General features: G+C 74.5%; 2 protein-coding genes. Both read left to right on the top strand.

From position 1 onward, the window contains the following. Window positions 1–3,326: acyltransferase domain-containing protein (locus ABTY62_RS47315; RefSeq protein ID WP_352135599.1), on the top strand; the 3,326-nt coding region annotated here is incomplete at its 5' end. Window positions 3,327–3,354: 28 nt separating this feature from the next. Further along, a complete protein-coding gene (locus ABTY62_RS47310; RefSeq protein ID WP_352135598.1) occupies window positions 3,355–3,675 on the top strand; it encodes a phosphopantetheine-binding protein in 321 nt (106 codons plus the stop codon). Window positions 3,676–3,797: the final 122 nt, after the last annotated feature.

Below are 3,797 nucleotides of genomic sequence, written 5' to 3'. Positions count from 1 at the left end.
AGACCGGCCCGGGGACGGGGGTGCGCCGCGCGGCGGTCAACGCGTTCGGGTTCGGCGGGATCAACGCACATGTGGTGCTGGAGCAGGCCCCCTTGGGAGCCCCTCAGCCGCTCCCGGCGAGCCCGTGGCCCAGGCCGTCGGCGGTGGCCGGCAGCCCCGCAGCACCCGACGCCGTCGGCCCCATCGCGCGCACGGGCGCGGCCACGCCCACCGGACCTCACGCGCCAAGCACCGCGGCACCCGCCGCCCCCACCGCGCCCAGGGTCCAGGTCACCGAGCCGGAGCGGGTGCTCGCGCTGGGGGCCGAGACGCCGGAGGGGCTGGCCGCGTGGCTGGCGGCGGACGACGCGGCGCTGCGTGCCACCGCGCCCGCAGCGGGCCGTATCAGGCTCGGCGTCGTCGGGCCGAACGCCAAGCGGCTGGCGCTCGCGCGACGCGTCGTGGCCAAAGGCTGTCCGTGGCGTGGCCGCGGCGACGTCTGGTTCGCCCCCGCTCCGCTGCTGGGCGAGCACGCAGTGGACGGGCCTGGCCGGATCGTCTTCGTCTTTCCGGGGCTGGAGGCCGAGTTCGCGCCACGGGTTGACGGCGTGGCCGAGTACTTCGGGCTCTCCTCCGTCGCGGTGGCCGACGGCCGGGCCCTGGTCGGTGACATCGGCCGGCACAGTGTCGGCGTCTTCGCCGTCGGCCGGCTGCTGGACGGCGCGTTGCGGCGGATGGGTGTGGTGCCGGACGCGGTGGCCGGACACAGCGTCGGCGAATGGACCGCGATGGTGTCCGCCGGTCTGCACTCCGGCGCCGCGGCCGATGAGTTCCTCGACTCGTTCGACCCCGACGCGCTGCGCGTGCCCGGACTGGCCTTCGGCGTGCTGGGCGCTCCTGCCGAGCGGGTGCTGGCCGCGCTCGCGGAGGGTGCGGGCGGCAGGGGCGGCCGGGTCGTGCTCTCGCACGACAACGCGCCGAGCCAGTCGATGGTGTGCGGGCCACAGGCCGACGTCGACGCGTTCGTACGGCGGTTGCGCGGCGAGGGGGTGATCGGGCACGTCCTGCCGTTCCAGTCGGGCTTCCACACCCCCATGCTGGCGCCCTACCTGGGGCCGATCAGAGCGGCCGCGGAGCGGTTCGAGCTGTTCCCGCCGAGCGTGCCCATCTGGTCGGGGACGACCGCGGCACCCTATCCGCCCGACGAGGCCGACGTGCGTGAGCTGTTCGTCCGGCATCTGCTCGAACCGGTGCGCTTCCGGCTGCTGACGAAGGCCCTGTACGGGGCGGGCTTCCGGGTGTTTGTGCAGGTCGGCCCGGGACAGCTGGCCTCGCTCATCGGCGACACGCTGCACGGGTCGGAACATCTCGCGGTGGCCGCCGACTCGCCGCACCGCGACGGCGTCGCCCAGCTGCGCCGAGTGGCCACCGCCCTGTGGGTGGACGGGGCCAGGGTGGACCCGTCCCTGCCACGCCCCACCACCGCGCCGCCCGCCACCGCGCCGCCCGCCACCGCGCCGAAGCCGGTACGGCTCGACCTCGGCGGCGCGCTGATCTCCCTGGACGAGCGCCATCTCGCTGTGCTGCGCCGCGAGTTGGCCTCCGACGTTGCCGGTCCGCAGCGGTCCGTCCGGGCGGACGCCGTGTCCGCGCTGGACGCGGTGGCGGGGCGGCTCCCGGTGGCGGCGGAGCTCGGCGCGCTGCTCCGGGAGACGGCCGGTGCCGCCGCCGAGCTCATCGCCGTCGCGGGCCGCGCGGGCGGACCACCGACCCCGACACCACCACCGTTGCCAGCGGCGCCTCAGCCGTCGCGGTCCGCCACCCCACCCCTGCCGGAAACCTGGCGCACCGTGCTGCGGGTGTCCACCGAGACCATGCCGTACCTGCGCGACCACTTCTTCTTTCGGCAACGGCCCGGCTGGCCTGACGAGTCGGACCGGTGGCCGGTCGTTCCGGCGACCACGATCGTCGGCCACCTGATGGACGCGGCGGAGCGGGCCGCCCCCGGGCGGCGGGCGGTCGCGGTACACGGCGCGCGGTTCGGCCGGTGGGTGACCGCCGCCCCGCCCGCCGAAGTGCCCATCACCGTGGCGCCGTCGCCCGAAGGCCCGGACCGGCTCGCCGTGGACTTCGGCCACAGCGCCCACGCCACGGTGGAGCTCGCGCCCCGCCACCCACACCCCCGCCCCGCCCCCTGGCCCGCCGACCCGGCCGCCGAACACGCCCCCGCCCACACCGCGGCCCAGCTCTACGGCGAGCGCTTGATGTTCCATGGCCCGGCGTTCCAAGGCGTCAGCGAGATCACCGCGATCGGCGCCTCGCGCGTACGCGGCACGATCACCACACCGGCCGCGCCCGGCGCGCTGCTGGACAATGTGGGCCAGCTCCTCGGCTACTGGCTCATGACGACCCGCACCGAGCGGACCATGGTCTTCCCCGTCGGCATGCGCCACATACGCCTCTTCGGACCGCACCCGCGCCCCGGCACCCCAGTGGAGTGTGCGATCGAAGTCCTCTCGCTCACCGACACCATGCTCGAAGCAGACGTCCAGCTGCTCATCGACGGACAGGTGTGGGCCCGGATCGACGGCTGGCAGGACCGCCGCTTCGACAACCATCCGAGCACCCGGCCGGTGGAGCGCTTCCCGGAGCTCAACGCGCTCTCGCAGCCACGTCCCGGTGGCTGGGTGCTGCTCCACGAGCGCTGGCCCGACCTGGCGTCCCGTGACCTGATCATGCGTAACCACCTGGGCGGCGCCGAGCGCCTGGAGTACGAGCGGCAGGCCCCGCGCGGGCGACGCCAGTGGCTGCTGGGCCGGATCGCCGCCAAGGACGCGGTGCGGCAGTGGCTCTGGGCGCGCGGAGACGGGCCGGTCTTCCCGGCCGAGATCCAGGTGCGCGAGGACGGGCACGGCCGCCCGTACGTCGTCGGGGTGCATGGCCGGACGCTGCCCGCGCTGGACGTCACGCTCGCGAGCCGGGCCGAGGCCGGGGTGGCCCTGGTAGTGCCACGCCCACCGGGACGCGCGGGCGGGCCGGGCCCCGGCATCCATATCGAGGAGATCACCGGACCGGAGATCGCCGGACAACCGACCACCCGATGGGAAACCACCACCCTCCGGGCCGTCAAGTGTGCCGTCACCAAGGCGGAGGGCGCCGTCCGCGCGCCGGACGTCGCCGTGCTCGACGCGGCGGACCCGGAGCGGCTCCTGGTCGAGGTGGCCACGGCCGCCGGGCGGCCGCCGCGCCGCTACCGGGTGCACAGCGCGCGTACGGCCAACCCTCCCGGGTTGCCGCCCAGGGACTACGTCGTGGCCTGGACGACCGGCCCGGCGGACGACGAGTGAGGAGATCAACCATGGCCGAGGAGACACAATGAGCACCGCCGGGCACACCACTGCGGCGGACGACGAGGAGACCGTCCTCACGAACATCTCCGGAATGCTCAAGAACATGCTCGACGAGTACGGCCTGGATGATGTCGAGATCGCCGTGGAGAGCCGGTTCATGGAGGATCTCGAGCTGGAGAGCATCGACCTGGTCACCCTGGCGGGAAGCCTTCAGGCCCGGTACGGAAGCCAGGTCAACTTCGCCGAGTTCGTGGCCGGTCTTGAGCTCGACGAGATCATCGACCTCCGCGTGGGCCACCTGGTCCAGTACATCGTTGGCTGCCTGAAAACCGCCGAGGGGAGCTGACCGATGGCCATGGTCCACACCGGCGGACCGGACGGCGTCAGGCTCCATGTGCAGCGGCTCGGCCCCGGCCACGCCGGGCCCGGCGGCAGCGGCGCGGCCCCCACCGCCGTGCTGCTGCACGG

Source organism: Streptomyces sp. NPDC097640 (genome assembly GCF_040302705.1).
Taxonomy (GTDB): domain Bacteria; phylum Actinomycetota; class Actinomycetes; order Streptomycetales; family Streptomycetaceae; genus Streptomyces.
The sequence above is the reverse complement of the archived record's forward strand: the minus strand, read 5'-3'. Positions and strand labels throughout refer to the sequence as shown.